This window comes from Hyphomonas sp. KY3 (genome assembly GCF_017309975.1).
In the GTDB taxonomy this organism is placed as follows: Bacteria; Pseudomonadota; Alphaproteobacteria; order Caulobacterales; family Hyphomonadaceae; genus Hyphomonas.
On sequence record NZ_CP022271.1, the window covers coordinates 1,003,469 to 1,027,107 of the forward strand.

Consider the following 23,639-nt stretch of genomic DNA (forward strand, 5'->3'; position numbering starts at 1 on the left):
GGTCGGGGCATCGCCGCATGGACTTGTCCGAATTCGAGTTTGACCTGCCGGAGCAGTTGATTGCGCTGCGCCCGGCCGATCCGCAGGATTCTGCGCGTCTGCTGGTGGTGCATGGCGATGGGCGGTTGGAAGATGCGACTATACGTGACCTGCCACGCTACCTGTCGGCTAGTGATGTCATGGTTTTCAATGACACGCGTGTGCTGCCCGCTGCATTGACCGGCGTCCGTCCGGCGCGCGATGAGTCTGGGCAGGACGTGGCGTGCGATGTCAATCTGACCGAGCGGATGGATGCGCGGCGCTGGCGCGCACTCGCAAGGCCGGGTCGTCGGCTGAAAGAAAGCGACACGATTATCTTTGCCGAAGGCTTTTCCGCTGAGATCACTGGTCGTCATGAAGGCGGCGAAATAGAATTGTGCTTCTCGCTTGCGGGCGATGAGTTGACCGATGCGCTCGATGCCCATGGCGCGATGCCATTGCCGCCTTACATCGCGCGTCGTCGCCCGGCGGATGCCTTGGACCGGGAAACTTATCAGACCAAGTTTGCTGGCGAGGACGCAGCTTCCGTTGCCGCTCCTACAGCCGGTTTGCACTTCACACCGCGCTTGTTGGCTGACATCGATGCGGCTGGCATTGTGCGAGAGACCGTCCGCCTCCATGTTGGACTCGGCACGTTCAAACCCCTGGAAGCGGCGCAGCTTGAAGCGAATCGGCTGCATGAGGAATGGCGACGCCTGACGCCGGAGGTGGCGGCCAAGCTGAACACAGCGCGGGCCGGTGGACACCGTGTGGTGCCAGTCGGAACAACGGCTATGCGCACACTGGAGAGTTGTGTTGATACGGATGGTATCCTGCACGCGGCAACCGGCCCTACGGATATCTTCCTGAAGCCGGGCGATGCCGTTCGCGCAACAGACGCCCTCGTGACGAATTTTCACCTTTCGGGCTCCAGCCTGTTCATGCTGGTCTGCGCCCTTATGGGGACGGAGATCATGCAGGCGGCTTATGCGCACGCTATTGCCAGCGAGTACCGTTTCTACTCGTATGGTGACGCATGCCTGTTGCTCCCAACGTAAAATCCCCGCGCCTGAAGCACGGGGATTTGACGGTCAGTTCATCGAGTTGCTAGCGTACTTTCACGGTTGCACGAACGCCATCGGGTTCATACTTGCGGCCATTGTCATTGTAGCAGAACGTGGTGTCATAGCGAACGCGTTCGCCGTCTTCCCAAGTATATTGGAACGATTCGTAGCAGTCATAGCCTTTATAGCGCGCGTTCCAGCGGTGCTCACGACGTATCTCATGGCGCGTGTGCCAATGACCGGACTCGTAACCATCGTAAACATATGTTTCGTGTCGATGGCGCGGATGAGGATCAGCGGTTCTTACCCCGACCCCGACGTCCACATCGGTGTCTACCCCTACGCCGATCCCGAGTTGAGCGTATGCGGGAGATGTGGCGAGTGCGGTTGCAGCGCCTAGGGCGCCAGCTGCGGCAACATATTTCAATGACTTCATCATGGTCAGCTCCTTCAATAGCTTATGCTATAAACGGAGCGCTAATGCTCAGGTTCCTGATGTCCTGATATTGCCTTATTTCGAGATGGCAGGCTGGCCCAGCTCGTCGCGCGTCCGGATGGCCTTGGCGGCGGTGATCTTTGCCAACAGGCGTCCATTGGTATCTTTCCACTCGGCTTCGACGAGCCCAGTCGTGCGACCGCGACTCACAAGTCGGCCTTCGATCGTGATCAGGCCGTGGCCGACAGGGCGTAGAATGCGGGTCTGCAATTCCATTGTCGTGAACCATTCGCCTTCGGCCAGCGCGCTTGCCATGGTGATGGATACGATATGGTCTGAAAAGCCAGCTACCCAACCGCCGAAGGCGCGGTTCTCACTGATATCGCGGTCGCCCGTATTCGGCCATTCGTAGCGCGTATAGCCATAGTCGAATTCCTTCAGCCAGAGGTCCGGGCGAATGCCGAGATTCTTGAGGCCGATCGGAGGCTGCCATGTGCCATCTTGCAAATTGCTGAGGAAGGTTTTGGCTTGGGTGGAAAGCGTGCGTTCTGTCATGCGAGTCTCGCGCCATTGGGGACTGGATGATCTGGAGAGAACAGGACGATTCGGTCATCCGTGTCCGGAAACCCTAGCGTCAGGACTTCAGACATGAATTTGCCGATCTGGCGCGGTGGAAAATTGACCACGGCCGCGACTTGTCGCCCAACCAGTTGTTCGGGGGAATAATGTTCGGTTATCTGCGCAGACGATTTCTTTTTGCCGACGCCCGGTCCGAAATCGATCAGAAGACGGATGGAAGGCTTGCGCGCGCCTTCCAACGGCGCGGCCTCAATAATGGTTCCGACGCGAATGTCGATCTGGCGAAACGTATCGAAACTGGTTTCGTCGACGGGGCCAGATTCAGGAGAGTCTGTAAGATGCACGGATCAAACGATCACGGACCCGCCGTCCACGACCACTATCTGGCCGGCCATGTAGGCGCCCGCCTTGGACGCGAGAAAGACAGCGGCGCCGGCAATATCTTCCGGATCGCCGATGCGACGCATGGGCGTACCTTTTTCTACGCGTGCCGCCATTTCGGGGTTCTCCCACAGGGCCCGGGCGAAATCTGTCTTAATCAGGCCTGGTGCGACACAGTTCACCCGAATATTGTGAGGGCCGAGCTCGAGTGCGTAATTGCGGGCCAGCTGGAAGTCGGCAGCCTTGGAAATATTGTATGCGCCAATCGTACTTGAGCCTTTCAGGCCGCCGATTGACGAGATGATGACGATGGCGCCATCCTTGCGCTCTTTCATTTCAGGCGCGACCAACTGGATCAGCCAGTGGTTTGAGATGATGTTGTTGGACAAGATCTTCTCAAAGGATTCGTCATCGATCTCTTCCAGCGGGCCATAATACGGGTTCGACGCCGCATTGCAGACGAGAATGTCGATCTGGCCGAATTCGGCCCGTGTTTTCTCGGTCAGATTCTTCAGGTCATCCTTCGAAGAAATATTGGCTGGGATCGCAATCGCCGTCCCATCGCCATGCTTGGCGTTCAACGCGTCAGCCACCTCCTGGCAAGGGCCCGGCTTGCGGGACGAGATCACCACGCGTGCGCCTTGTTCGGCCATCTGCTCGGCGATGGACTTGCCTATGCCACGCGAAGATCCGGTGATGACAGCAGTTTTTCCGGTGAGGTCGAACAAGCTCATGGTGAGGCTCCCTAATGTATATCTTTGCAGACTCGTTAGCACAGGAGGCCGCTTCGAACAGGGGTCACGCTAGGAAAGGCCGATCAGGCGAGGCTCCATTCCATCATGAGGATTTCGGCGAGCCGTTCTGTGCGTTTTCTAACCACTTCTGACGTCCAGGCTTCCTGATCAACCAGATCCCGTGTCAGCGCAAAATCCTGTCCGCCACCGCCATTGAAATAGACCTCCTTCTTGGCGCGATAGTCGAGCCGGTCGGCTTTCTGGTTCACCTTGTTGGTCAGCAAGACGAAATTGCCGAGCGTGTCGCACTGCTCGCGTCGTTTGGCCGGGTCCGGCCAGGTGATCATCCAGTGGCTATCTTCGCTGATATTGCGGGGCAGGACGTGTTCGACCGTCGCGTCAGACTGAGGGGCAATGGTGAACCCGCCGTCCAGCGCCGCATTCAGGCGCAGCGCCATTGAGCGCCTCTGGCCGAACGTCGCGAACCGACCAAGCATCCTGTCAAAGGCGCGGCGGGATTCATCCTTGGTAATATTGAAAGGGCTGCCGCGGCCATAAAGCGTGCGGCTGTTGCCGATATTCTCGTTCACCTTGTTGAAGCGTTTCGTGCGTTGGTCGCGATCCGTGAGGACCAGCATGATGATGTAGGAAAGCCGCTCCAGCTTGGTGAAGAATTCCGGCGCACTCTCATGTTCCACGCCATGCTCGACAAGGAATTTGAGCGCCGGAGCGCGCCAGCTCGTCTGGTCCAGCGCGCGCATCTGGTTCAGCTTGTCGCTGATCAGTTTGGCGTGTGGGCCTGTATCCAGATTGGCGGTCGTGATGATCTTGTAAGCTGCTACGTAGCGGGGCAGGACGTCATCAAGGAAACCGCGTGCGGTGATCTTGGGGATGACGTTTTTCAGGAAGCCGGTGATCAACTCACCCTTTGAAGATTTGTCATAGATTGAGCGGATCTGGCGAAGCAGGTCGTCAAACGCGCTGCCGCCCAGAGCGGCCTCATGCTCGGCCCAGCGCTCTGAGTAAAAGCTTGCTTCTTCAGTCGTGAATTTTGACCTTTGGAACAGTTCGGTCTTGATGATGTCGTGTGCGCCCGGCTCCTTGCCGCGCGTGTTGAGTACACGGAAGACCTTGAAGCCCTGGTCCTTGTCGTTCACCACCACGCGAACCAGCGCGCAGCGATTCATCGTGACATCTGCCAAGGCATTCCGATCTGCGTCTGACAGGACCTTCACGCGTTTCAGGAGCGTGCGGGCATTTTGGACCATGCGACGTTGGCTGTCACTGTCCCCGGACTCGCCATCCAACCGAAGCGTGGCGCCAGGAGTCTGAATCATGTGGCGGAAAAACGGGCCGTCCATATGGTTCAGTTGCAAGCGCCAACTCGCGGCTTCTCCCAGCATGGGGCGTGCCTCGTCAGCAATCAGAGCGTGAATTTCCGCACTTTTCGACGGGTCGGATTCAATGTCTCGCAGGACAGAGAGCAGGATGGTCAGCGTCGTGAGGCGCTGCTGGCCGTCGACAATCTCCAGCAAGCCTTCTTCCGTGCCGCGGTTCAGAACCACAGCCCCGACAAAGTGGGGTGTGCCGGTTTCGGCGGCGTCAAGAAGGTCAGTCAGGAGTTCGCCAGCCTCGCGCTCCGTCCAGGAGTAACTTCTCTGGTAGGGCGGCATGCAGAGCCGTTCGCTGGGGCCGAAAATACTCTTGAGCGAGCTCTCCTGGGCACGTACGCCGAGATCCATACTGGCATCCTCTATACAAGCTTTGTGCCTAGCCCTTGCCAAGTGTCATCACAACGGCACATGAACGGCTTGCAACGCGTTTGCGGAAAAAGTGTGACAGGAGAGTAACGCAATGAAGCTGGTTCGGTTCGCAGAAAATGGTACCGCTCGCTATGGAGTTCTGGACGGGGACAGCGTCCGGCCGACAGGTGCGACAACTCTGCAAGATGCGCTGGCAATTACAGGATCAGACGCTTTGCCGGTCCCGTTGAAAACGCTCGATCTGCTGGCGCCGGTGGAGCGTCCCCGCAAGATTTTGGGGATTGGGGTGAACTATGCCGCCCATGCCGCCGAGAGTGTGAGTTTTGTGGATACAAAATCTCCGCAGGTGCAGAAATGGTTCAACAAGCAGGCGACATCGGCCAACAAGCCCTTCGGCCGCGTGCATCTACCCAAGGTTTCTGATCAGCTGGACTATGAAGTCGAGTTGGTTGTTGTCATCGGCAAGCATGGCCGGCACGTGCCACGTGAGCGGGCGATGGAAATCGTCGCCGGTTTTTGCGTCGGCTGTGACTACTCGGTGCGTGACTGGCAGCGCGCGAGCCAGACCATGATCATGGGCAAGGGGTTCGACACCCACGCCCCATTTGGTCCGGCTCTTGTGACACCGGACGAAATCGAGGATCTGGCCTCGGTGGAACTGCGCAGCTTTGTGAATGATGAGTTGCGCCAGACCGGTCATGTACGCGACATGATCCATGACATTCCTGCGCAGATTGCGCATCTTACTGCCGCCTTCACGCTGGAGCCGGGTGACCTCATCTTCACAGGTACGCCTGCGGGTGTTGGGGGTGGGTTCACCCCACCGAAGTGGCTGAAGGTGGGCGACCGGGTGCGTCTGGAAATTGATCAGGTCGGTGTCATCGAAAACGAAATCGTAACCGAACCCGGAGACACGCGGATCGGGTAGGGTGGGTACGATCATGAAATTTCGAGCTCTTGGAATTGTCGTATGCGCTACTGCGCTCGCCGCATGCAATCCGGTGACTTCCAAAGATGCCGAGACGGCACGAGCGGATTTGACTGTGCATTCGACAGATTTTGCGGTGCTGCCTTGCTCAAAGCGGAGTTTGCCCGGAGCCTGCGTCCATGTTCTGGCGGGCGGCAAACGGGTCGTATTCGGCGCGCCGGCGGGCATGACACTCGATATGACGCAAGCGAGCTTGCGGAATACCGACGCCGTCATGCTTCTATCCTTGCGCGGTGAGGATATTGAAGGCCTGGACGAGATGCGAAACGCAGCTTGGCGTGCCGGGCGGGAATCTTCTCTTCCGGTGGCGGGTCCATCCGGCACGGGTGACTTTCTAGGACTGCTTAATCGCGCCTATGAGGTGTCCGATGCGCTGATCTATGTCGAGGACCGTCCAGCCGGTGGGTTCGATGCGGCGCTGCTCGCTTTGTTGCCTGGAGACGGTGAGCAGGTGGCAACCGTTTTCGATACCGGCGATTTGCGTATCAGCAAGTTCGAAACCGGGACGGACCGAGCCTTCTATGTTGTGGACTATGTTGACCATACGGCGCTGATCGCGGGCTGTGGCATTGAACTGCCCGACTCGGTAACCGATGGAATTGATCTGGTGCTTGATTGCGAATCGAATTGGCCAACAGCAGATCCGGTTTTCGTGTTTCGTGATGGGGTGGTTAACTGAAAATCGGATCGAGACCTGCTTTTCCACAGTTCTCCGATCTGGGTTCAGATGCGTCTGTGCCAGTCGATCTGACCGCAACTGCGTCATTGTGCCGGCGATAGCTGCCCGTGATGCCAGCACTAATCGCCTTGTCCGCATGCGCGACGCCTGCCATGCTCGACTTGATGGGGATTGTGGCTTGTTTGCAACGGCGCTGTGACAGGATTGCCGCGGTCGACAAATTCCTCCAATTCCTCGCAATTCGTTAACCAATTGGGCCTAGCTGTTAATATTATTGGGTTGTATCGGGTGCTGACGTAATGACTTTTGTTCTGTTCCTTCTATACGCGGCCATCGGCGGCGGCGTCGGCTACGGCGTCTTCACGCTGACGGATGTCGGCCTGCCCATGTCGATTGCGGCGGGTGGCATCACCACGGCTTTGCTGGGGCAGATTCACCTACTCGCCAGTTCAGGACGCGCCACCAAGGACATCGATGACCGCATTGACCGGGTGGAGCGGACCGTTCGGGATTCCGCGGAACGTGTTGATGTCATTGAAGCGCGCACGGATGCCGTCGAGGCGACCGTCAAGCACGAATTGACCGAGCGCCGCGACGCGCTCGTGACCGAGATGAAGCAGCTGGAGAGCCTGATCGACCGGCTGTCCAAGAGCTTTGAAAACAAGTTGGCGGAAACGACCAGCACCGCGGTCGTGGCACCGGAAGAAGATGCTGTCCTGCGTGATGTGCGCGACGCGCTGAAGGATGGTCGTGTTGACCTGCACCTGCAGCCGATCGTGTCTCTGCCCCAGCGTCGTGTGTCCTTCTACGAGGGGTTCACCCGCCTGCGTCGTCCGGATGGTTCCCTGGTTCTGCCAGCGGAATTTCTTGATGCTGCGCGCCGCGCCAAACTGATGGGCATCATCGACAATTTCACGCTGTTCCGGTGTGTCCAGATCGTGCGTCGCCTGGCTGAGCGTGACCGTCGCGTCGGCGTATTCTGCAATATTTCTGCGGCGTCGCTGGAAGACACAACCTTCTTCCCGATGTTCCTGGAATTCATCACCGAGAATCGTGACCTGTCCGGCGCGGTGATCTTCGAGATCACGGCAGACCGGTTCGAGACACGCTCGCGCGCCATGCGGGACAATATGGACAAGCTGACGGCGCTTGGTTTCCGCTTCTCAATTGACCACGCCGATAATCTGGGCCTCGACCTGCCACGGCTTCAATCGGCGGGCATTCGTTTCGTCAAGATGAATGGCACGAGTCTGATGGACCAGCTGCGCGACCCAACCGGTCCGCGCCCGGTCTCGTCGATCAACCGCCGCGTTGATGGAGAAGAAGTCAGCGCCGTGTTCTCGCGCTATGGCATCACAATGATTGCCGAGAAGATCGAGGATGAGGCCAGCGTTGTCGAGATTCTTGAATATGACATCCCGTACGGCCAGGGCCACGTATTCGGCGCGCCGCGCCCGATCAAGTCATCCCTGATGGAAGCCACAGCGCCGCCACAGGAGCTCGTCCAGCGCCTGTCGAATTTCGGCTAGGGCCGCCACCCGACCTTCAATATGCCCCATTTCCAAGCTGTCATCTCCGGTAAAGGAGGTGGCAGAATGAAACGTTTCGTACAGATCGGTACTGCGGCATCAATTCTCGCGACATCGGCTATGGCAGAGTCAGGCGCCGTTCAGCGCGTCGACGCGGACTTGCCAGGCCCCATCGAATTTGAGGCGCCTGAGGCGCTGCAAGCCATGACGGAAGGCGTTGTCTGGCTTGATCTGCGCATCGCGCCGGAGCTGGAACCAGCTATCATCCTGAAGGATGGCAATTATGGCAGTCTGGACGGATGCGAATTCGGACCGGTTGAGGCAGACATGGTCATGGTTGCAACGGGGTCTAACCACATGATCCTGGAAGTGCGCACAGGCGACCCTGAGCAGCACGCTGGAAACCTCTTGTCCTGCAATTATGATCCGAACCTGATCTCTGATGACGGGTTTGGCCATATGACCCGTCTGAAGGGATGTTTTTTTGCGCATGCCATTTCCATTCCAACGGCTGTGCACTGGCGCCTCAATCCCTTGCCGGCAGAGGCTTGCGGTTTTGGCGATTGACCGGCTTGGCGGTGCAGCCTAGGTCCAAATGCATGACACAATTGAAATTTCCGGGCGGCCTGTCCGAGATTGCTGGCCAGTATGACGCCATCCTGTGCGATGTCTGGGGCGTGATCCATAATGGCCGCGATGCCTTTGAAGAGGCTTGCGGGGCGCTGGTGAACTTTCGTGAACAAGGCGGAAAAGTCTGTCTCATCACGAATGCGCCCGTGCCAAAGCAGCAGGTGATCGACTATTTCCTCCCGCTTGGTGTGCCAACCGATGCCTATGATGACTGCGTCTCGTCCGGAGATGCGACCCGCGAAGAACTGGCCAAGCGCCGGGACAAGGTTTTCTGGGCGATGGGCGCGAATGCGCGGTGGGAGCGAGATCCGTACCTGTATCAAGGGCTCAACTTGAGCTTTGGCGAGCCGGACGAGTCCGATGTCCTGCTCTGCATCGGTCTGAGCGATTCCCTCAAGGACCATCCGTCCGATTATACCGATACGCTGAAACAGGGGGTCGACCGGAACATTCCGATGATCTGTGCCAATCCGGACAAGCAGGTGCGGATCGGCGGCCAGTTGCACTGGTGTGCCGGCGCACTGGCGGAAATCTATGAAGACCTTGGCGGATCCGTGGTCTATCCCGGAAAGCCCCACGCAGCGATTTACGATCTCGCCGTTTCCCGTGTGGGTGACGCCGCCGCAAACAAGTCACGGGTCCTGTGCATTGGCGACAGCCCCACGACCGACATGCGCGGTGCGCGAATTCAGGGCTTTGATGGTCTCTATGTCGGGACTGGCCTGACAGAGCATGGTGCAGACTTCCAAGCAGAAGTTTCAGACCTCCTGGCGGACTATGGCGAGGAAGCAACCTACGCAATGACTGGCCTCAGATGGTGACGTGCTGCGCTGCAGCGTGTAACCAAACTGCCGAAAAGCAATCAGGAGCCCGAGTGGGATGAGCGAATTCACCGGTTACAAATATGAAGACCTCGACATCGGCATGTCTCACGAGACCGTGCATGTGATTACCGAGGATGATATTCAGCGTTTTGCGCAAGTCTCTGGTGACTTCAATCCGCTGCACATGTCGGACGACTTCGCCGCCAAGACGATTTTCGGCAAACGGATCGCGCATGGCGCGCTGACGGCCAGCTATATCTCCGGCATTCTGGGCAACAATCTTCCCGGTCCTGGGGCGATTTTCATCGGCCTGTCGATGCGTTTCAAACGCCCCGTTCACATCGGAGACGAAGTGATTGTGCGCGCAGAAGTGTCCGAGAAGAAGGAGCGTGGCAACCGTGTGACGTTGAAGGTTGATTGTACGGTGGACGGCAAACGCGTTATTACGGGTGAAGCTGAAGTCGTGGCACCGCGCCGGGAGAGCTGATGAGCATCTTTGCTGACTATCGCGGTTTGCCTGAATCTGCACGGGGCGCGTCGATCGCTCTGGGCAATTTTGATGGCTTGCATGCGGGCCACAAAGCCGTGATTGCAGCTGCCCGCGAGGCTGGCGAAGGATCTTTTTCAGTGGCGACCTTTGAGCCGCCACCTCATGCCTATTTCCGCCCGTTGGATCCCCCTTTTCGGATATTCCGCCCTGAGCGGCGCAACGAGACGATATTGAACGAAGGCGCGGATTCGGTTTTTGAATTGCCGTTCAATGGGGAAATGGCGTCGAAGACGGACGAAGAGTTTGTCCGGCAAGTTCTGGTAGATGGCCTGGGCGTGAGCCATGTCTCTGTCGGTTTTGATTTCCGTTTCGGCAGAGGCCGAATGGGCCATGCGCAGCGCTTGTCGAGCCTTGGGCGCGCGCTCGGCTTTGGGGTGACCATTGTCGAAGAAGTCCAGAATGAAGACGAAAAAGCCTCATCAACCGCGATAAGACAGGCGCTGAGAGCCGGCGAACCGGAGCGAGCTGCGGAAATTCTGGGCTCGCCCTGGATCGCGGATGGCCCTGTGATGAAGGGCGAACAGAATGGACGCAAATTTGGCTATCCGACGGCCAATACAAATCTCGGCGATTTGATCCATCCAAAATATGGCGTCTATGCCGTAAAGGTGCGCATCGACCGGACAGGTGACTGGATGCCGGGCGTCGCAAATTTCGGGCGCACGCCCACCACGGGACTGCGCGACCCACTGCTTGAGGCACATATCTTTGATTTTGTAGGGGATATCTATGGTCGCTGGATTGAAGTCCAGATGCTGTCCTATCTGAGGCCGGAATTGAACTTTGACAGTCTGGATCTGATGGTGGTTCAGATGGGGAAGGACGAAATCGAAGCAAAGCGGCGGCTGAAAGCGTCCTGATTAACTCAGGTTATTGTCAATTCACCGCCATAATCCATTCGTAGACAACTGATGCACTGGTTAGAGGGACGACCATGTTGACACGGTTAGTGATCACCGGACTTGCTCTGGCAATGGCGCCGCTTGCGATCGCGCAAGAGGCGCCTGTTGAGCCATCCGAGCCGGTGGAGATCGAACCGATTCAGATCATCCGGGCGGTCACGATGGATGATCTTCGGTTCCTGCTGGATGACATGGGCGCGCAGTTCATAGCGGCCGGCCGCACGGGCGACGGTGCACCCTTCGTATTTGGTGAGTTCGATGATGGCCTGACCTTTGGTGCATATGCCGTTTGCGCCGGGCCGGACGGCACGGATTGCCGGGGGCTCGAGCTGATGGCCGTGTATGGTTCAAGTGCGAGCAGTGATGTGATTTCGGGCATCGATCGCGACTATCCGGCGATCTCTCTTTACAAGTCCGACAGCCAGAAGGTGCGGGTTTCCCGCTATGTGATCCTGGATCACGGAATCAGCTGGAGCAATCTCGTGGAGAATGCGGCTGTGTTCCGGATGCTTTGCGGCAAGGTTTCTGAGCGTTTGGCGAGCCTCCCGGGGGCCGAAACGAAGGCTGAGTGGAAATAGTGACTCGTTAAGCCGCGCCTGCTACGGAAACGCCATGGCACGGATATGCTTCATTCGAATTAGCCGCCCGGCTGCGCGCTGACCCGATCATCGGGGCCGCGAAGCCGGGAGCCCATGCTCTGAACGCATGAAAAAAGCCGTGGCCATTGCCCGGCATTTCCGTACAACACGCCAAAACTGCCATAGGCCCGACATGACTGATTCCCTGACCGACCGCGATTATCGCGACACGCTGTTCCTGCCCGCCACCGAATTCCCGATGCGCGGTGGTCTGCCCAAGCGCGAGCCGGACTGGATCAAGCGCTGGGACGAACTGAAACTTTATGAAAAGCTGCGCGCCGATGCGAAAGCACGCGGCGCCAAGCCGTGGATCCTGCATGACGGCCCGCCATACGCGAACGGGCACATCCATCTCGGCACGGCGATGAACAAGATCGTCAAGGACATCATCGTGCGCTCGCACCAGATGACCGGCCATGACGCGGCATACCTGCCGGGTTGGGACTGTCACGGCCTGCCGATTGAGTGGAAGGTGGAAGAAGAGTTCCGCAGCAAGAACCGCGGAAAGGATGATGTTCCGGGCGACGAGTTCCGGGCGGCCTGTCGCGCCTTTGCCCAGAAATGGGTAGACGTTCAGGCGAAGGAGTTCCGCGCGCTCGGCATCGAGGGCGAGTGGGACAATCCCTATCTCACCATGAAATTCGAGAGCGAAGCCTCCATCGTCGGCGAATTCCTGCGCATGGCGATGGGCGGTACGCTGGTGCGCGGCGCCAAGCCGATCATGTGGAGCCCGGTGGAGCGCACCGCGCTGGCCGAAGCGGAAGTAGAGTATCACGACCGCAAAGTTCCGGTGATCTGGGTGAAGTTTGGAGTCCCGTCCCGCGAGGACGGTGCAAAGCTGGTCATCTGGACCACAACTCCCTGGACCATCCCAGCCAACCAAGCTGTATCCTTCAGCACGGACATCTCCTACGGTCTCTTCGAGGTCGAAACCGTGATGAGCGAGGAAGAACTGGGCTTTCCTCCGTACGCGGCTGCAGGTGACAAGCTGATCCTTGCGGACAAGTTGGCACAGGACGTACTCGATGCTGCCAAGGTTTCCGCCTTCAAACGTGTCGAAGATGTGGACCCGGCTTCACTCGGTTCGCTGGTTCACCCGCTGGCCAAGCTAGACCCCTTCTTCCAGCACGACGTGCCGCTGCTCGCAGGTGACCATGTCACCGACGATGCCGGTACAGGATTTGTCCACACGGCCCCGGCGCATGGTGAGGATGACTTCAATGCCTGGGTCTCGTCGGGTCGCAGGGCCTCTGATATCCGCGACATCGTCAGCCCTGATGGCGCTTATCAGCACCGTGACCTTCCCCAAGCGCTGCAAGGGCTCGACATCATCCGCACGTCCGGCAAGAAGCGGGGCGAGCAGGGCAAGGCGAACCCGGAAGTCATCAAGCTGCTGGCCGAGAGCGGGAACCTTCTGGCGCGCGGCATCACGACGATCCGCGATGCCCATTCCTGGCGCTCCAAGGCGCCGGTGATCCGCCGCGCGACGCCGCAATGGTTCATCTCGATGGACAAGCCCGGCCCAAACGGCAAGAGCCTGCGCGAGAATGCGCTGAAGGCGATTGAAGATACCGAATTCTTTCCGGCTGTTGGGCGCAACCGCCTGCAAAGCATGGTCGAAGGGCGCCCGGACTGGCTGATCAGCCGCCAGCGCAATTGGGGCGTGCCGATCACGATCTTCGTCAACAAGGATGGCCAGCCGCATACGGCGGCGCTGGAAGCGGATCAGGCAGAACAACTCAATGACGCCATCAAGGCGGCCATCGCCAAAGGCGGGGTCGAGGCCTGGTTCGATACGCCTGCGGAAGACTTCCTGTCGCCGCTGGGTCTGTCTGCGAATGAGTGGGAAAAGGTCACGGACGTCCTCGACGTCTGGTTTGATAGTGGCACGACGCATGCTTTCGCCCTGCGCGAGCGCGGCATCATCGACGCAGAAACCGGACAGGCCGACCTCTATATGGAAGGCTCGGACCAGCATCGCGGCTGGTTCCAGTCATCACTTCTGGAATGCTGTGCGACGCGCGGCATGGCACCCTACAAGCAGGTGCTGACCCACGGTTTCATCGTCGATGCAGATGGCAAGAAGATGTCGAAATCAATCGGCAACACGATCGAGCCCGAGCAGATCCAGAAGCAATACGGGATCGAAATCCTGCGAATCTGGACCGCGTCCGGTGACTATACGGAAGACCTGCGTATCTCCGACGAGATCATCAAGGGCTCGGTGGAATCCTATCGCAAGCTGCGCAACACGGTGCGCTACATGCTCGGCGCGCTCGACGGCTGGACGGAGGCGGAAGCCCTGCCGCGCGAAGAGATGCCAAGCCTGGAACGCTGGGTGTTGCACCGTCTTGCCGAACTCGATGGCCATATCCGCGCTGCGTATGACGTCTATGACTTCAAGCGCATCATGTCGCTGCTGATCAATTTTTGCGGCGTCGACCTGTCAGCGGTCTATTTCGACATCCGCAAGGACAGCTTGTATTGCGACCCACGGTTTGAGACCCAATCAGCATGGGACAATGCGACCGCCACCTATGGCAACCGCCGCCGCGCCGCGCGCACCGTCATGGCCGCCGTGCTCGAACGCCTGCTCACATGGCTAGCGCCTATCATGCCGTTCACGATGGAGGAGGCGTTTCTCGAGAGCCACATCAAGGATCGTGCGGAATCCGTGCACTTGCTGCAGTTCGCTGATACGCCAGACAGCTGGAAAGACGAGGCGCTGGCCGCGCGCTGGGCCAAGATCTTCACGGTTCGCCGTGTCGTCACCGGAGCATTGGAAGTCGAGCGCCGCGAGAAGCGGATCGGGGCATCGCTGGAAGCGGCACCCAAGGTGCACATTGCAGATCAGAACCTGATCGATGCGTTCAAGGGCGAAAGTCCCGCCGATATCTTCATTACATCCGGCGCCGAGCTGATCCACACATCCAATGGTAATGGCGGCGGGTTCACGCTGGACGACACAGATGGCGTGGTCGTCTATCCGGTGAAGGCGGATGGTATCAAGTGCCGACGTAGCTGGAAGTATTTCGACCCGGCGACCGCTGATCCGGTTTTCCCAGATATCACGCCGCGCGATGCATTGACCGTGAAGGCGTGGGACAAAGCCGCCGGATGAGTGCTCAGAATCGCTTGATCAGCCTGCTTGAAGCTGCAATCTGCGCGGGATGAAACTGAAAATCTCCAAACTCTGGGCTCTGGCGCTCATTCCCGTATTCGTGCTGGTAGACCAGTGGTCCAAATGGCTTGTGCTGGAAGAACCCCGGTTCAACGCGCTCACCTGCCTGGAGACCCGTCAGGGCTGCGGACATATCCCGCTGCCCGGTCCGATTGACCTGACCATGGTTTGGAACCGGGGTATGAGCTATGGCCTGTTCCAGTCCGATGGCATCGGGCGCTGGCTGTTGGCGCTCGTCATGTTGGTGATCGCGCTGGGCTTCCTGTACTGGCTTGTGCGCTATGCCGATCATTGGCTGTTGAAGTTGTCGCTGGCCATGGTCGTTGGCGGCGCGTTCGGCAATCTGATCGACCGGGTTCGGTTCGGAGCCGTTGTGGACTTCGTCAATGCCAATGAGTTGATGTTCCCATGGGTCTTCAACGTAGCCGATGCTGCAATTAGTGTGGGCGCGGTATTGCTGTTTGCCGACCAGTTCTTACTGTCGGGCCGGAAACAGGCTAAGAAACAGTCCTGAGTATTTTAATCGTGATGGCGAGGACGCCCTGATATGAAAAAACAGATTATCCTTCTGGCTACTGGTGTCGCAATGGCGGCTTCCACGGCCTGTACGTCATCCGGTGGCGGTTCGCGTACGCCGGACGAGTTCCGCGTTGTGACCATGGCTCCTCTGACCGTTCCGCCGAACTACAAGCTGCGACCGCCGGAAGCCGGCGGCGCCTTGCCACCGGAACTGGATGGCTCGCGCACTGAAGTCACCGCCGCCTTCGGCTCGACCATTGGCCGCAATGCCAGCGCGTCCGAGAAAGCCCTCGTGGCTGCTGCTGGCGCCAATGCGGTTGATCCGGTCATCCGCACGCAGGTCGACTATGAAGAGACCAAGACGATCCGCAAATCGACCAGCATTGCCGACCGCATCCTGTTCTGGCGGGCTGATGATGAGGAAACCGCTGAAGGCGTTGCTACCGATAATGCCACCGGTGGTGAACCGGTCGTGATCGAGCAATCCAGCGATGCGCCGCGCATCAAGTTGCCGGGAACCTGATACAATCTACGTAAAATGAGTCAGTCGTACACCTGAGAGGAACAACGCCCATGAAACGGATATTTGCCGGGGGGCTGTTCGCGCTCTCGGCTTTCGCTTCCAGTGCCGTCGCAGACGAAAGCGCATGGACTCCGACCGTGTTCAATCTCGACAATGGCATGGAAGTCGTTGTTGTTCCTGACCATCGCGCGCCCGTCGTGACTCATATGGTGTGGTACAAAGTCGGCGCGGTCGACGAAGCCGAGGGAAAATCCGGCATCGCGCATCTGTTTGAACATGTCATGTTCAAGGAGACTGACGATCTCGCCCCAGGTGAGTTCGACAGCATCGTCTCGCGCAATGGCGGCGTCAGCAATGCCTTCACGAGTTGGGACTACACCGCCTATTTCGAGCGCGTCGCCAAGGACCAACTCGGTACGATGATGGCGCTCGAGGCCGAGCGCATGACCGATCTCGTCATCAATGACGATCCCGACGGTCCGTTCATTTCCGAACGCGATGTCGTGAAGGAAGAGCGTCGCCAGCGCATCGACAACAATCCCGGCGTGATCCTGCAGGAAATGGTCCTGTCCGAACTCTGGAAGGGGCATCCTTACGAGATCACGATCATCGGCAATATGGACGAAGTGGCGGCTCTGACGCCAGCGGACGGATTGGCCTTCTACAAGGAATACTACAGCCCTGAGAATGCGATTCTGGTCGTCGCTGGTGATGTGACGCCCGAAGAAGTGCGCGTCCTGGCCGAAGAGCATTATGGTACGATTGCGCCAACCGGTACGGCGCATGGCGAGCGTAAATGGGCCCCCGTTGCACCTCTGACCGAAACCAAGGAACTCGTCTATTCAGATCCGAAGGTTCGCCAGCCTAGCTGGAGCCGGTATTATTCCGGCACTTCCGAGACCCGCGACCGTGAACTTTCCTATGCGCTTGATGTCGGTCTCGAAGTCCTCGGCGGCGGCATGACCAGCCGCCTCTACCAGTCGCTGGTCGAAGACCAGCAGATTGCCATCAATGCCAACACGTATGCCTGGACGACGCTTCACGATGAAGGCCCCGCCATCATTACGGCAAGCCCGGCGCCCGGCGTCACACTGGACGTGTTGGAAACGGCCATCATGGCCGAGGTGGAGAAGGTGCTGGAAGAGGGCTTCACTGATGCCGAAGTCGAGCGGGCACGTAACAGTCTTGCCGCGCAGGCGATTTACGCCCGGGACAGCCAATCCAACATGGCCAACACATTCGGCTCCACGCTAGCCCTTGGTGGCTCGATTGAGGACGTGCTGGATTATCCGGACGCGATGCGTGCCATAACCACTGAACAGGCAATTGCCGCTGTGCGCGAAATCTTTGGCGCTGACCGCCACTATATTGAGGCACACTTGCTGCCTGCCGAGGGAGATTCCTGAGATGAAACCTTTTGACCTCATCATTGGTGCGGCCCTTGGTGTCGGGCTTGCGGCGTGCGCTTCTGTCGAGACGCAGGATGACTTGGCCAATGTTGCCGATACGGCACCCGCAAAACTTGTTGAAGACAGCGGTCTGGATATCGTCGTCCACGAAGGGGATTTCGCCGAGATCCAACAATTTACCACGCCCGGCGGCGTGTCTGTCTGGCTGGTTTCCGAGCCATCCATCCCGATCCTGTCGGTGGCGATGGCGTGGGAAGGTGGCGAAGCGGCCGATCCGGAGGGCCTGGAAGGTCTGGCCGACGCGGTTGTCTATCACATGAATGAAGGTGCGGGCGATCTCGACTCGCTTGCCTTTCAGACCCGGATGGAAGAGCTGAACATGAGCTTCGGTTGTAGCGCCTCGAGCGACTGGACCTCCTGTGCTGCGTCCATGCTCACCGACAATGCGGATGAGGCAATGAGCCTTGTGGCGCAAGCTTTCGAGGCACCCCGTTTCGATGCGGGTCCGTTCGCCCGCTTCCAGCGGGAAAGGGAAGTTTCATTGAACACGCGCGAGACGAATGCGCGCTATCTCGCGGGTCGGGCTGAGGCTCAGGCTATCTATCCTGACCACCCTTATGCGCGCGAAACGTCCGCCGAGAGTATCGCTGCCCTTACGCCAGAACTCGCCAAGGCGCACATGCGTAAACTGATGGTGAAAGACAGCCTGATTGTGACCGCCGTCGGTGCGATTACGCCGGAAGAGCTCGCCCCCATGCTTGATGCGATCGCGGAGAGCCTGCCAGAGAGCAATGATCTTCCGGAAACGCCTGAAATTACCTTCACGGTAGACGGTGCATTTGAGCCTGTGCTTATCGATCTGCCACAGCCGCAAAGCCTTGTGCGCTTTCTGGCACCAGGCCTCAAACGCGAAGATCCGGATTTCTTTACGGCCTATGTTGTAAACTACACATATGGTGGTGGTGGATTTGGCAGTAGACTGATGGAATCGCTGCGTGTTCAGAAAGGGCTGACCTATGGCGTCTACACTTGGCTATCGTTTGACGACACCTATCAGAATTGGGGTGGCAGCGGCCAAACCAAGAATGAGAGTGTAGGTGAATTCGTCGAGGCACTATTGGCCGAAACCGCCTTGATCGCGGAAGAAGGCATTACGGCGGAAGAGCTTGCTGACGCGAAGGCTTACCTCACAGGCTCCTATCCATTGGCTTTCGACTCGAACGCCAAGATCGCGGGCCAGATGATGAGTGTCCGCCAGGACGAGCTGGGAGTGGATTATTTTGACCGGCGCAATGCCCTGATCGAAGCTGTCACGCTCGAGGATGCAAACCGCGTTGCTGCGGAATTCCTCCAGCCGGACCGTTTCAGCTTCATTATGGTGGGCCAGCCTGAAGGGCTTGACTAGGCATCTCGCCTAATCCGCTGTCTTTCGCGGCGCTGACAGGCCGGTAGTCGATGCATCAAAGGCGCTGTCCCGGTTATAGCTATATAGCTCTGCCGGGCGGCCACCGGTGCTTGTTTCCATCGCACCTGTTCCAATAACAAAACCGGTCTTGTCCAAGGCGCGCCGGAAATTTTGTGTGTGCAGGGATAAACCCAAGATACCCTCGACGGCGCGTTGTAGTGACGACAGTGTAAACCGGTCAGGCATGAGCTCGAACACTACCGGTCGGTATTTGATCTTGCCGCGTAGGCGGGAGATGGCGGTGGCGAGGATGCGGCGGTGATCCGATGCCATAGGCTCGCCGAGGCGTACATCGGGTTCAGGCAAGCCAGCGTCACGGGCGCATTCGATGACCAGACCAGCTTCATAGAGCAATTCATAGCGGTCGAGCACGCGCTCTTCGATCCAACGGATTCCATCCAGCGCGAAAGCGGCGCGTGCGCGCTCCAGTCTACGTTCGTTTCCCGCCGCCCAGGTCATCAGGCGCGGCGCAAGATGAGCATCGATGATGGCGGGTCTGCCACTGCGATGGTCTTCCCATGGAAAAAATCTGTACCAAGATTGCCAGCGCGCCTCAAAAGAGTCACCTGCCGGGCGCGCTTCGGGGGTTAGCGCAAGATAGCCGACAGAAATGACACGCGCATTTGGCGCTGTGCCAGCCAGCGTTGCTTCGGGTGTCTCCCGGTCTTTGTCCCCAAATGTGTAGAGTTGTTCAACATAACCGAGTTCGAAACCCGTCTGTTCCCGAACCCACCCTCTCAGCGAGAGGTCAAAAGTGCGGTGCCTGTCTGGGTCGAAGACGCCGAATGGGAGCGCATCCTCGCCTGTCTCGCGTTGGGTGATCAACACACGTGGTGCGTCCGCCTCCACGGCGACCATCACGGCAGACAGACCAATCAGCAACGGGGATGACTGTGTCATGTGGCAGTCTCTATTTGCTTGTTGATCTGGGCATAGCGCTTCAGGAATGTGGATTGTGCGTCCGGTACAGCTTTTGGTTTCAACCGCAATTTCGTGTCTTCGGGCGGTTTGCCGAACAGCTTGTTTGCTTCGTCCTCGGAAAACCCGGCCAACTGGATCGCCTCACTCCATGCGCAGATCAGGTCCGCTTTCTTGATCAGACGTTTCAGGCGTTGCGGTGTTACGGGAGCGAGGCCAAACCGAATATGGATGGCTTCCTGCAGACGCGCCTCAATGCTCTTGTAGCTTTCTCCCAGCAAGGCTTTGAAAGGAGAGATCATATCGCCGATGACGTATTCAGGGCTGTCATGCAGCAGGGCCGTCAGGCTTTGCTGTGGTGTCAGGTCAGGCTGCAAGGTGCGGCAGATCTTTTCCACAAGGACAGAATGTTCGGCCACTGAAAATGCATGTTCGCCGCGGGTTTGGCCATTCCAGCGGGCCACGCGCGCCAGACCGTGGGCAATGTCCTCGATTTCCACATCCATGGGCGAGGGATTTGCCAAATCGAGTCGGCGGCCGGACAACATGCGTTGCCAGACTCGTGGGGCCTTAACAGAATGCTTCACTCGAGACGTCATCACCCCCTTCTTTAAGCCATTTGTAATAGGGGTAAAGAAACGAGGGCATTCCGGTTACGAACTCGTCCCTTTTTCGCCCTGATTGGCAAATGCGCTGTTAAGGCGTTTCGGGCAAAAGGGGGATGTAAACAAGGGCTGCGTTCACGAATTCGCGGCCGACCCAAACAAGAGGTGACCATGCTGGATTCTTTGACGACTGTTGTATCTACCCAAGCCATTGCGTTCGGCGTATTGCTGATTGCGTGTAGCATCGTCGTTGTAGAAGCGGTCCGTGCCAGCAAGGAAATCCTTTGGGGCGACATGTTCATGGACGATCTGGACGACTAGTTCAGGTCTTGGTCGCTCAAGCGGCTTTCTCAACAAATACCGTTCCGGCAGAATAGCCAGCACCAAACGAGCAGATCAGCCCGCGCTGGCCATGCTTGAAGTCGCCGGAATTCTTGTGGAATGCAATGATAGAGCCTGCCGATGAGGTGTTCGCATATGTGTCGAGCACGGTGGGGCTTTCGTCCTCCGTCGCTTCGCGCCCCAGCACCTTGGACGAGATCAGGCGATTCATATTGGCATTTGCCTGATGCAGCCACATGCGGCGCAGGCCTTCCGGCTTGATGTCCAGTTCTTCCATCTGCGACGCGATCATGTTCGCCACCATCGGCACGACTTCCTTGAACACTTTGCGGCCTTCCTGAACGAACAGCTTGTCCGGCGCGTCGATGCCTTCTGGCGCGGCGCGGTTCAGGAACCCGAAATTGTTGCGGATATTGTTCGAGAACTGGGTCTTCAGTTTGGTGCCAAGAATCTTCCAATGGCCGACCGGTGCAATGCTCTCTTCCTCGACAAGGATAGCTGTGGCCACGTCGCCAAAGATGAAATGGCTGTCGCGATCCGTGAAATTCAGGTGGCCGGAACAGATTTCCGGATTCACCACCAGCACGGATTTTGCGCTACCGGACCGAATGAAGTCAGCTGCGGTCTGAATGCCGAATGTGGCCGACGAGCACGCCACATTCATGTCAAAGGCAAAGCCGCCACACCCCAATGCGTCCTGCACTTCGACCGCCATGGCGGGATAGGCGCGCTGCATGTTGGACGCGGCGCAGATAACGGCGTCAACGTCTTCGGCTTTGCGGCCCGAACGCTCCAGCGCATCGCGCGCGGCATTTACCGCAATCTCGGCCAATACGGAAATGCGATCATTCGGACGTTCGGCAATGCGCGGTGCCATGATGTCAGGATCCAGGATGCCGGCCTTGTCGATCACGAAGCGCGATTTGATGCCGGATGCCTTCTGGATGAACTCTACCGATGAATGGGTTTTCGGCTCGATCAATCCCGCGCTGATATCTGCCGCGCGTTCCCGGTTCCAGTTGTCAGCCCATACATTGTAGCTGTGAACCAATTCTTCATTGGAAATCGAGTTGGGCGGCGTCCAGAGACCTGTCGCCGAAATCACGGGTGTATTCATTCCTGCCCTCTATTCCAGAACCGCCGAAGTGCGGACCAATTCTGTTTGAGTCTACAAAGGTTTAGCTTGTCCGACAGTGTTGGACGAGATGCCGGGTTTGGCAAGAGCCGGTGGCTGTTCACTCGTCCGGCAGGCGCAGTCCGGAATCCGAGGTTTGACGCGCGTCTTCCCGCGAAATGCCCTGGGCCTCGTGGATGGCCTGACTTTCTTCAGCTGCCTTGCGTCTTTCGGCGCGAGACGCAGCTTCGCGTTCCTGTCGCGCCGTCATCAGAGCCATTTCCGTCTCAATGCATCGATCGCGGGTTTCCGGGTTGGGGGCTGTGCGGCACCGACTCCAGGCTTCCGCTCGATTGGTCTGATCGATTGAGGAAGTTGCGCACGCGACCAGCGTCGGCAGCGCGATGAGGGCAGCGGCAATCAAACTGGCTTTCATGAATCAGGTCTCCTGGACGGCGATGTGTCGGGGGCAGGCTACATCATGGTCATTGACCATGCCAACCGCCTGCGCCCATGCGTAGACGATTGTGGGGCCAACAAATTTGAACCCGCGTTTCTTGAGGTCTTTTGACATTGCAGCTGACCAACTGGTTTGGGTTGGTGCGTCCCGGAAATGCTTCCATTTATTGATGGTTGGCGTTCCGCCCACGACGCGCCAGCAATAGTCGGAAAAACCTTCCCCTGCCTCTTCCATGGCGAGATAGGCCTGGGCATTGCCAATCACGGCTTCGACCTTTTTTGGGCTGCGGATGATGCCGGGGTTTGTCAGCGCCTTCGCGGCGCGGGCAGGTGTCCAGCGGGCAATCTTTTCCGGATCGAAGTTATCGAACTCTTCGCGAATGCTGTCCCGCTTGCGGAGGATGGTGATCCAGGCGAGCCCGGCCTGCATGCCGTCCAGTTGAAGTTTTTCCCAGAGCGCGCGGCCATCCCTTTCAGGCACACCCCATTCGGTATCGTGGTAGTTTCGATATAGCTCGTCGGTAAGCGGGGCCCATGCGCAGGGAAAGGTTTCAGTCATGGGCTGGTTCCGCCAGATGCGCGTCGACTTCGGCGCGTTGCCATTCGGTCAAGTCAAAGGTGACGGCCGCGCCGTTGCAAGTGAATGATTTGCCATCCTGTTCGGCTTTGGCCAGTCGGTCGGTGCGGATGAGGGCAAGGCCGGCAGATCCAGCCACGCTGGTCACGGTGCCGATTGGGGCGTCCGCGAGAATATCCATGCCGGCTTCCAGCGCGTCGCCAGTGACTTTCACCGTGCGCTTGCGAATTTTGCCCTTGCGCTTCATGCGGCTCGCCACTTCCTGACCGACGAAACAGCCTTTCTTGTAGTCGATGCCGTTCATCATATCCATGTTGATATCGGTCGGGAAAACCTCTGATCCTCGATAGTCCGCGCCCCATTCCGGCACGCCCGCCGCGATCCGTGCGGCATGCCATTCCTGGGCCGGCATTTCGATGCCGGAGACGCCAACAGGTGTAATCGCGCGATGCGGCAGTTGGGGGGAGCGGATGTCGATCCAGCTGCCTTCTGTCACGACATCCTCGGTGAGCCGGTCAATTGCGACGTCATTGCGCATCCTGAACATTTTCAGGCGCTTCTCCAGGTCATCGGCGGCGTCGGCATGGACGTCGATATAGATGTTTTCGAGCGCCAGCATGGCGAGATAATCCGCGATCACCTTGCCTTGCGGCGTCAGCAGCGCGCCATAGCGCATTTCTCCAGTCTGCCAGTTGTCGACCGAATGGGTCACGGTGCGCCCAAGCAGGTGCAGCATGTCCGGTCCGGTCAGGCGGATAATGTCGCGGTTTGGAAGAATGCGTTTCATCTACCTCTTGTAAGTATGGTTTTGA

The 23,639-nt window shown here is 58.3% G+C and carries 26 protein-coding genes; 15 read left to right on the forward strand and 11 right to left on the reverse strand.

What is annotated here, in order from left to right; all coding sequences use genetic code 11:
* Nucleotides 1-17: 17 nt before the first annotated feature.
* Nucleotides 18-1,076 (forward strand): tRNA preQ1(34) S-adenosylmethionine ribosyltransferase-isomerase QueA, encoded by a 1,059-nt coding sequence (gene queA, locus CFA77_RS05160; RefSeq protein WP_206992531.1) that lies wholly within the window; start codon nucleotides 18-20, stop codon nucleotides 1,074-1,076.
* A gap of 49 nt (nucleotides 1,077-1,125) precedes the next feature.
* On the opposite strand, the gene CFA77_RS05165 is transcribed toward queA, so the two are convergent.
* The 5 genes from CFA77_RS05165 to CFA77_RS05185 all read right to left on the reverse strand — a co-directional run bounded on the left by CFA77_RS05165 (nucleotide 1,126) and on the right by CFA77_RS05185 (nucleotide 4,954).
* Nucleotides 1,126-1,521, reverse strand: a complete 396-nt coding sequence (locus CFA77_RS05165; RefSeq protein WP_206992532.1) for a hypothetical protein — start codon at nucleotides 1,519-1,521, stop codon at nucleotides 1,126-1,128.
* A gap of 72 nt (nucleotides 1,522-1,593) precedes the next feature.
* The gene (locus CFA77_RS05170; protein ID WP_206992533.1) at nucleotides 1,594-2,073 is read right to left on the reverse strand and encodes a PaaI family thioesterase; all 480 of its coding nucleotides are present in this window, start codon (nucleotides 2,071-2,073) and stop codon (nucleotides 1,594-1,596) included.
* Nucleotides 2,070-2,441, reverse strand: coding sequence for a tRNA-binding protein (locus CFA77_RS05175; RefSeq protein WP_206992534.1), 372 nt, complete (start codon nucleotides 2,439-2,441; stop codon nucleotides 2,070-2,072). Before CFA77_RS05175 ends, CFA77_RS05170 begins: the two co-directional genes overlap by 4 nt.
* A gap of 3 nt (nucleotides 2,442-2,444) precedes the next feature.
* The gene (locus tag CFA77_RS05180) at nucleotides 2,445-3,212 is read right to left on the reverse strand and encodes an SDR family NAD(P)-dependent oxidoreductase (RefSeq protein ID WP_206992535.1); all 768 of its coding nucleotides are present in this window, start codon (nucleotides 3,210-3,212) and stop codon (nucleotides 2,445-2,447) included.
* 83 nt (nucleotides 3,213-3,295) lie between these two features.
* Nucleotides 3,296-4,954 carry a DUF262 domain-containing protein gene (locus tag CFA77_RS05185; RefSeq protein ID WP_206992536.1) on the reverse strand — a complete coding sequence of 553 codons (1,659 nt, stop codon included), beginning with the start codon at nucleotides 4,952-4,954 and terminating at the stop codon, nucleotides 3,296-3,298.
* Nucleotides 4,955-5,066: 112 nt separating this feature from the next.
* On the opposite strand from CFA77_RS05185, the gene CFA77_RS05190 reads away from it, so the two are divergent.
* The 13 genes from CFA77_RS05190 to CFA77_RS05250 all read left to right on the forward strand — a co-directional run bounded on the left by CFA77_RS05190 (nucleotide 5,067) and on the right by CFA77_RS05250 (nucleotide 18,752).
* A complete protein-coding gene (locus CFA77_RS05190) occupies nucleotides 5,067-5,903 on the forward strand; it encodes a fumarylacetoacetate hydrolase family protein (RefSeq protein WP_034814122.1) in 837 nt (278 codons plus the stop codon).
* A 13-nt stretch (nucleotides 5,904-5,916) separates the two neighbouring features.
* On the forward strand, nucleotides 5,917-6,642 hold the full coding sequence (locus tag CFA77_RS05195) for a hypothetical protein (protein WP_206992537.1): 726 nt from the start codon (nucleotides 5,917-5,919) through the stop codon (nucleotides 6,640-6,642).
* Nucleotides 6,643-6,941: 299 nt separating this feature from the next.
* Complete coding sequence (locus tag CFA77_RS05200; RefSeq protein WP_206992538.1) at nucleotides 6,942-8,171, forward strand: EAL domain-containing protein; 1,230 nt, start codon at nucleotides 6,942-6,944, stop codon at nucleotides 8,169-8,171.
* A gap of 66 nt (nucleotides 8,172-8,237) precedes the next feature.
* On the forward strand, nucleotides 8,238-8,738 hold the full coding sequence (locus tag CFA77_RS05205) for a hypothetical protein (RefSeq protein ID WP_206992539.1): 501 nt from the start codon (nucleotides 8,238-8,240) through the stop codon (nucleotides 8,736-8,738).
* 32 nt (nucleotides 8,739-8,770) lie between these two features.
* Nucleotides 8,771-9,622 (forward strand): TIGR01459 family HAD-type hydrolase, encoded by an 852-nt coding sequence (locus tag CFA77_RS05210; RefSeq protein ID WP_206992540.1) that lies wholly within the window; start codon nucleotides 8,771-8,773, stop codon nucleotides 9,620-9,622.
* Between the two features lie 58 nt (nucleotides 9,623-9,680).
* Complete coding sequence (locus CFA77_RS05215; RefSeq protein ID WP_206992541.1) at nucleotides 9,681-10,112, forward strand: MaoC family dehydratase; 432 nt, start codon at nucleotides 9,681-9,683, stop codon at nucleotides 10,110-10,112.
* Complete coding sequence (gene ribF / locus CFA77_RS05220; protein ID WP_206992542.1) at nucleotides 10,112-11,035, forward strand: riboflavin biosynthesis protein RibF; 924 nt, start codon at nucleotides 10,112-10,114, stop codon at nucleotides 11,033-11,035. Before CFA77_RS05215 ends, ribF begins: the two co-directional genes overlap by 1 nt.
* Nucleotides 11,036-11,109: 74 nt before the next feature.
* Nucleotides 11,110-11,655, forward strand: coding sequence for a hypothetical protein (locus tag CFA77_RS05225; RefSeq protein WP_206992543.1), 546 nt, complete (start codon nucleotides 11,110-11,112; stop codon nucleotides 11,653-11,655).
* A 193-nt stretch (nucleotides 11,656-11,848) separates the two neighbouring features.
* Entirely contained in the window at nucleotides 11,849-14,836 is a 2,988-nt protein-coding gene (gene ileS / locus CFA77_RS05230; RefSeq protein ID WP_206992544.1) for an isoleucine--tRNA ligase, read from the forward strand.
* A 49-nt stretch (nucleotides 14,837-14,885) separates the two neighbouring features.
* Nucleotides 14,886-15,410, forward strand: a complete 525-nt coding sequence (gene lspA / locus CFA77_RS05235) for a signal peptidase II (RefSeq protein ID WP_206992545.1) — start codon at nucleotides 14,886-14,888, stop codon at nucleotides 15,408-15,410.
* Nucleotides 15,411-15,443: 33 nt separating this feature from the next.
* Entirely contained in the window at nucleotides 15,444-15,938 is a 495-nt protein-coding gene (locus tag CFA77_RS05240) for a DUF3035 domain-containing protein (protein WP_034814107.1), read from the forward strand.
* A gap of 50 nt (nucleotides 15,939-15,988) precedes the next feature.
* A complete protein-coding gene (locus tag CFA77_RS05245; RefSeq protein ID WP_206992546.1) occupies nucleotides 15,989-17,344 on the forward strand; it encodes a pitrilysin family protein in 1,356 nt (451 codons plus the stop codon).
* A 1-nt stretch (nucleotide 17,345) separates the two neighbouring features.
* Nucleotides 17,346-18,752 (forward strand): pitrilysin family protein, encoded by a 1,407-nt coding sequence (locus tag CFA77_RS05250; RefSeq protein ID WP_206992547.1) that lies wholly within the window; start codon nucleotides 17,346-17,348, stop codon nucleotides 18,750-18,752.
* Between the two features lie 9 nt (nucleotides 18,753-18,761).
* On the opposite strand, the gene CFA77_RS05255 is transcribed toward CFA77_RS05250, so the two are convergent.
* Complete coding sequence (locus CFA77_RS05255) at nucleotides 18,762-19,712, reverse strand: NAD regulator (RefSeq protein WP_206992548.1); 951 nt, start codon at nucleotides 19,710-19,712, stop codon at nucleotides 18,762-18,764.
* Nucleotides 19,709-20,236, reverse strand: a complete 528-nt coding sequence (locus CFA77_RS05260; RefSeq protein ID WP_242517492.1) for an HD family hydrolase — start codon at nucleotides 20,234-20,236, stop codon at nucleotides 19,709-19,711. The genes CFA77_RS05255 and CFA77_RS05260 overlap by 4 nt, the downstream gene beginning before the upstream one ends.
* A gap of 270 nt (nucleotides 20,237-20,506) precedes the next feature.
* Here CFA77_RS05260 and CFA77_RS05265 point away from each other — a divergent pair, with 270 nt between their 5' ends.
* Nucleotides 20,507-20,656, forward strand: a complete 150-nt coding sequence (locus CFA77_RS05265; protein ID WP_156947865.1) for a hypothetical protein — start codon at nucleotides 20,507-20,509, stop codon at nucleotides 20,654-20,656.
* Between the two features lie 16 nt (nucleotides 20,657-20,672).
* Here CFA77_RS05265 and CFA77_RS05270 read toward each other — a convergent pair whose 3' ends face one another.
* From CFA77_RS05270 to CFA77_RS05285, 4 genes are all read right to left on the reverse strand, one after another.
* Nucleotides 20,673-21,794 carry a beta-ketoacyl-ACP synthase III gene (locus CFA77_RS05270; RefSeq protein ID WP_206992549.1) on the reverse strand — a complete coding sequence of 374 codons (1,122 nt, stop codon included), beginning with the start codon at nucleotides 21,792-21,794 and terminating at the stop codon, nucleotides 20,673-20,675.
* Nucleotides 21,795-21,912: 118 nt separating this feature from the next.
* The gene (locus CFA77_RS05275) at nucleotides 21,913-22,227 is read right to left on the reverse strand and encodes a hypothetical protein (protein WP_206992550.1); all 315 of its coding nucleotides are present in this window, start codon (nucleotides 22,225-22,227) and stop codon (nucleotides 21,913-21,915) included.
* 3 nt (nucleotides 22,228-22,230) lie between these two features.
* The gene (locus tag CFA77_RS05280) at nucleotides 22,231-22,809 is read right to left on the reverse strand and encodes a DNA-3-methyladenine glycosylase I (protein ID WP_206992551.1); all 579 of its coding nucleotides are present in this window, start codon (nucleotides 22,807-22,809) and stop codon (nucleotides 22,231-22,233) included.
* Nucleotides 22,802-23,614, reverse strand: coding sequence for a folate-binding protein YgfZ (locus CFA77_RS05285; protein WP_206992552.1), 813 nt, complete (start codon nucleotides 23,612-23,614; stop codon nucleotides 22,802-22,804). The genes CFA77_RS05280 and CFA77_RS05285 overlap by 8 nt, the downstream gene beginning before the upstream one ends.
* Nucleotides 23,615-23,639: the final 25 nt, after the last annotated feature.

What these genes read in the sequence shown, in the direction of transcription:
- queA (WP_206992531.1), top strand. Translation starts at nt 18, where the DNA reads ATGGACTTGTCCGAATTCGAGTTTGACCTGCCGGAGCAGTTGATTGCG.
- CFA77_RS05165 (WP_206992532.1), bottom strand. Translation starts at nt 1,521, where the DNA reads ATGATGAAGTCATTGAAATATGTTGCCGCAGCTGGCGCCCTAGGCGCT.
- CFA77_RS05170 (WP_206992533.1), bottom strand. Translation starts at nt 2,073, where the DNA reads ATGACAGAACGCACGCTTTCCACCCAAGCCAAAACCTTCCTCAGCAAT.
- CFA77_RS05180 (WP_206992535.1), bottom strand. Translation starts at nt 3,212, where the DNA reads ATGAGCTTGTTCGACCTCACCGGAAAAACTGCTGTCATCACCGGATCT.
- CFA77_RS05185 (WP_206992536.1), bottom strand. Translation starts at nt 4,954, where the DNA reads ATGGATCTCGGCGTACGTGCCCAGGAGAGCTCGCTCAAGAGTATTTTC.
- CFA77_RS05190 (WP_034814122.1), top strand. Translation starts at nt 5,067, where the DNA reads ATGAAGCTGGTTCGGTTCGCAGAAAATGGTACCGCTCGCTATGGAGTT.
- CFA77_RS05195 (WP_206992537.1), top strand. Translation starts at nt 5,917, where the DNA reads ATGAAATTTCGAGCTCTTGGAATTGTCGTATGCGCTACTGCGCTCGCC.
- CFA77_RS05200 (WP_206992538.1), top strand. Translation starts at nt 6,942, where the DNA reads ATGACTTTTGTTCTGTTCCTTCTATACGCGGCCATCGGCGGCGGCGTC.
- CFA77_RS05205 (WP_206992539.1), top strand. Translation starts at nt 8,238, where the DNA reads ATGAAACGTTTCGTACAGATCGGTACTGCGGCATCAATTCTCGCGACA.
- CFA77_RS05210 (WP_206992540.1), top strand. Translation starts at nt 8,771, where the DNA reads ATGACACAATTGAAATTTCCGGGCGGCCTGTCCGAGATTGCTGGCCAG.
- CFA77_RS05215 (WP_206992541.1), top strand. Translation starts at nt 9,681, where the DNA reads ATGAGCGAATTCACCGGTTACAAATATGAAGACCTCGACATCGGCATG.
- ribF (WP_206992542.1), top strand. Translation starts at nt 10,112, where the DNA reads ATGAGCATCTTTGCTGACTATCGCGGTTTGCCTGAATCTGCACGGGGC.
- CFA77_RS05225 (WP_206992543.1), top strand. Translation starts at nt 11,110, where the DNA reads ATGTTGACACGGTTAGTGATCACCGGACTTGCTCTGGCAATGGCGCCG.
- ileS (WP_206992544.1), top strand. Translation starts at nt 11,849, where the DNA reads ATGACTGATTCCCTGACCGACCGCGATTATCGCGACACGCTGTTCCTG.
- lspA (WP_206992545.1), top strand. Translation starts at nt 14,886, where the DNA reads ATGAAACTGAAAATCTCCAAACTCTGGGCTCTGGCGCTCATTCCCGTA.
- CFA77_RS05240 (WP_034814107.1), top strand. Translation starts at nt 15,444, where the DNA reads ATGAAAAAACAGATTATCCTTCTGGCTACTGGTGTCGCAATGGCGGCT.
- CFA77_RS05245 (WP_206992546.1), top strand. Translation starts at nt 15,989, where the DNA reads ATGAAACGGATATTTGCCGGGGGGCTGTTCGCGCTCTCGGCTTTCGCT.
- CFA77_RS05250 (WP_206992547.1), top strand. Translation starts at nt 17,346, where the DNA reads ATGAAACCTTTTGACCTCATCATTGGTGCGGCCCTTGGTGTCGGGCTT.
- CFA77_RS05255 (WP_206992548.1), bottom strand. Translation starts at nt 19,712, where the DNA reads ATGACACAGTCATCCCCGTTGCTGATTGGTCTGTCTGCCGTGATGGTC.
- CFA77_RS05260 (WP_242517492.1), bottom strand. Translation starts at nt 20,236, where the DNA reads ATGGATGTGGAAATCGAGGACATTGCCCACGGTCTGGCGCGCGTGGCC.
- CFA77_RS05265 (WP_156947865.1), top strand. Translation starts at nt 20,507, where the DNA reads ATGCTGGATTCTTTGACGACTGTTGTATCTACCCAAGCCATTGCGTTC.
- CFA77_RS05270 (WP_206992549.1), bottom strand. Translation starts at nt 21,794, where the DNA reads ATGAATACACCCGTGATTTCGGCGACAGGTCTCTGGACGCCGCCCAAC.
- CFA77_RS05275 (WP_206992550.1), bottom strand. Translation starts at nt 22,227, where the DNA reads ATGAAAGCCAGTTTGATTGCCGCTGCCCTCATCGCGCTGCCGACGCTG.
- CFA77_RS05280 (WP_206992551.1), bottom strand. Translation starts at nt 22,809, where the DNA reads ATGACTGAAACCTTTCCCTGCGCATGGGCCCCGCTTACCGACGAGCTA.
- CFA77_RS05285 (WP_206992552.1), bottom strand. Translation starts at nt 23,614, where the DNA reads ATGAAACGCATTCTTCCAAACCGCGACATTATCCGCCTGACCGGACCG.